5 protein-coding genes are annotated in these 3,002 nt (G+C 57.9%); 1 reads left to right on the top strand and 4 read right to left on the bottom strand.

All coding sequences use genetic code 11. From position 1 onward, the window contains the following. Window positions 1–61 precede the first annotated feature (61 nt). The 4 genes from IE158_RS13255 to IE158_RS13240 form a co-directional block, all read right to left on the bottom strand. Window positions 62–565: a TetR/AcrR family transcriptional regulator gene (locus tag IE158_RS13255; RefSeq protein ID WP_189644181.1), complete on the bottom strand. Its 504-nt coding sequence runs from the start codon at window positions 563–565 to the stop codon at window positions 62–64. 98 nt (window positions 566–663) lie between these two features. Next, complete coding sequence (locus IE158_RS13250; protein ID WP_189644180.1) at window positions 664–1,053, bottom strand: VOC family protein; 390 nt, start codon at window positions 1,051–1,053, stop codon at window positions 664–666. 4 nt (window positions 1,054–1,057) lie between these two features. Further along, window positions 1,058–1,408, bottom strand: a complete 351-nt coding sequence (locus IE158_RS13245) for a VOC family protein (RefSeq protein WP_189644179.1) — start codon at window positions 1,406–1,408, stop codon at window positions 1,058–1,060. Window positions 1,409–1,452: 44 nt separating this feature from the next. Then, window positions 1,453–2,379 (bottom strand): helix-turn-helix transcriptional regulator, encoded by a 927-nt coding sequence (locus tag IE158_RS13240; protein WP_189644178.1) that lies wholly within the window; start codon window positions 2,377–2,379, stop codon window positions 1,453–1,455. A gap of 134 nt (window positions 2,380–2,513) precedes the next feature. On the opposite strand from IE158_RS13240, the gene IE158_RS13235 reads away from it, so the two are divergent. Continuing rightward, window positions 2,514–3,002: erythromycin esterase family protein (locus IE158_RS13235; protein WP_189644177.1), on the top strand; the 489-nt coding region annotated here is incomplete at its 3' end.

Raw genomic sequence — 3,002 nt, 5'->3', positions numbered from 1 at the left:
CCCTCCAGTGTGCCCCACCCTCCTAAAAAGTGGGACCGATGTGGAAGGATTTCGCGTACCACTACCGATACAGCAGGAAAAACAGTTGGCCAAGAAGAAGAGGGTCAGCATCCTTGCGGACTTCACCGCGCCCCTGACAAGTCTTTACAATACCGGTCAAGAATCCTATGAATTGCTCGGCCTGCCGAATCTCCTGCTCCTGCCAGCGACTTTTGCCGTAAAGGAATTCCCGCAAGAACGCTCGGGAAAGTTCGGGGTACTCCTGATAAAAGCTGAGGAACGGGCGAAAGACTCTGAGCATGGTCACGTCCAGGGAGGCGTTTTCTGGTACATCCAGGTTCTTGATCCGCTGCCCGATGGCCTCGTTGAACACCAGCAGCAGCAGCTCGGCCTTGTCGCCCGCGTGCTGGATGACTGTGGCTGCCGACACGTCAGCTTGCTCGGCAATCTGGCGCACGGTGGTGGATTCATAGCCCTGCGTACTGAACAGCTCCCAGGCGGCGCGCTTGATGCGCTCCAGTCGCTCCTGCTTATGCCTGTCACGGCGTGAGTGAGGGAGGGCCATGCCATCAGCTTAATCCGAACATGTTTATTTTTAAACATGTTCGGATTTACGGAATCAGTTGCCAGCGTATTTGTTTTCCCAGCAGTCGTTTTCTACCGTCATTCCAGCAGTGCAAACACATCCACAGCCGTGCCATCGGGGTCGAGCACAGTGGCGTATCGCTGTCCCCAGAAAGCGTCAAAGGGTTCCGTTTTAACCGCGTGCCCTGCTTTTTTGATTCGCTTGACAGCTTCATCCACTTCTTCAGGTGACGCTGCTTCCAGCGCAATGCTCACACGGCCTCCTCGCATAGGCGCTGCCCAACCTCGGTCAAGCTGACGCATCAGCGTTTCGGTTTCCCAGGCGATACGTAGGCCGTCCACGCTGATTTCAATGTGGTCCTGAGTGGTGTCGGCGTCAGGCGAAATGGACAGCCCCAGCAGACGGTAAAAGTCCAACGCCTTTTGCATGTCCGATACGACAAAACTGACGTAATTGAGTTTCAGCATGGGCTTACTCTCCCTGCCAGAAGCCCAGCCAGTGACCATCGGGCGTGGCAACGGTGAAGGTCGGGCCAAAGGGCATCTCGTGGACAGGTTCCACGATTTCTGCGCCCGCCTTTGCCAACCGGTCGTGGTAGGCCTGTAAGTCCGGCACGGTGAAAAAGACGGTCACGCCCTGGCCTAGCGGCGGTTTTACGTCCTTGTTTTCACGTAGCGCCAGCCCTGCGCCACCTGCTGACACGAAAGCGTTGGCTCCGGGGCGTTCCTCGTTAGGCTCGAAGCCCAGTGTATCTACAAAAAAAGCTCTGGCGCGGGCATAGTCGGTGGTGTGTAGAGTGACAAAACTGAGGTTGGATTGCATGGTTTTTCCTCCTGTCCTCACTCTGCCGCCCCGCAGTGACAGCCCTATGTCAGGAGGATTTTCCGCGCTTCCTCGCGCACCACTTTGCGCAGGCTTTCCGGCTCCAGTACACGTACACCCGCGCCCCACGACAGTATCCAGGGCAATACCTCACGGGCGTCACGCACAGTTAGGGTGACTTCCAGGCCATCTGGCACGTCTTTTTGCGAAATCTGGAAGTAGCTTGCACGCTCCCGCAACGGGCGACTCAGGGCAGAGTCGAACAGGAGGCGAACGGTAACGGTACGGCGGTCTTCATATCGTTCAGCGCCGAACCGCCAGGCTGGGTCAGGTGTAAAAGTCCTGTTCAGCACGCGCAGCCCGTCCATACGGCTGAGCCGGAAAATCCGCTGGGCCTGCCGCGCCGGGTCGAACGCACCCAGCAGCCACGCACCGTAGAGCTGCACCAGCCGCATCGGATACACCTCGCGTTGTTCGGCATTTGCACTGGGTTTATGGTACTGAAACTGCACTACTTTGCGCCCCAGCACCGCCCCGCGCAACTGGCGCAGGCTCCCAGTCTCGTGCTGGTCATGGTAGGGAACGATTCGCACAGCTTCCCGCAACCCCTGTACCTCGGTACGTTTTTCGTCAGAGAGAGCGGCTTCCAGCTTCTGCAGGGCGCTGGCGGCGGCCTGGGCATACTCGGCGTCGAAGGCTCCGCGCACGGCATCTCCCCCCAGCGTCATCATCAGCGCCTCGGCGGGCGTGAAGTGCAGCGGCGGCAAAAAATAGCCGTCCATCAGGCGATATCCCTTGCCCGCCAGACTGACGACCGGGACGCCGGATTCGTTCAGGGCGGCAATATCACGGTAGACCGTTCGCACGCTGATGTTGAAAGTCTGGGCCAGTTGCTCAGCTTGCACCCAGCCACCATCACCACTGCCTCGCAGTTCCAGCAGCAGCGCAAAGAGACGGTCGGTGCGGTTCATAGAAATATTGTGCGGAGTTCGAAATTAAGTTTGTATAAAGCATTTTCCGTAAGTATCCTCACATCTTACCCATGAAAGATAGAGGGGCCAGACGGGGTGCGCACCCAAAAACACGATGGCAAAGGAGATCACCCATGTCTACTGATCCGTTGCATTTCGCGTTGGAGAACTTCCTCGCTTCTCTCCCCGTCCCCCCTCAGCTACTGGCCCTCGGTGAACCCACCCACGGCCTGGAAGTGTTTCCTGCAACACGTAATCACTTGTTCCGGTACCTGGTGGCCAAGCATGGGTTTCGATCGGTCGCCCTGGAAAGTGACGTGCTGAGCGGTCTGCGGGTGAATGAATACGTATTGGGCAAGTCGGACTCATTGGAGGAGGTTATGGCCTCCGGCTTCAGTCACGGCTTCGGCACCTACCAGGCCAACCGTGAACTCGTGGTGTGGCTCCGCGAGTGGAATCGGCACCATACCGAGGCCGAAGCTGTCCGCTTTTACGGCTTTGACGCTCCGATGGAGAACTTCTGGGCCGCCAGTCCACGGCCGAATCTGCTGGCCCTGGTAGTGGTACGGAAAATCCTTCAGGCTACGTTCGAAGATTCCGTAGCTTCAAGCAGTTTAACCCAG

It is taken from the genome of Deinococcus piscis (assembly GCF_014653275.1).
Taxonomy (GTDB): domain Bacteria; phylum Deinococcota; class Deinococci; order Deinococcales; family Deinococcaceae; genus Deinococcus; species Deinococcus piscis.
The sequence above is the reverse complement of the archived record's forward strand: the minus strand, read 5'-3'. Positions and strand labels throughout refer to the sequence as shown.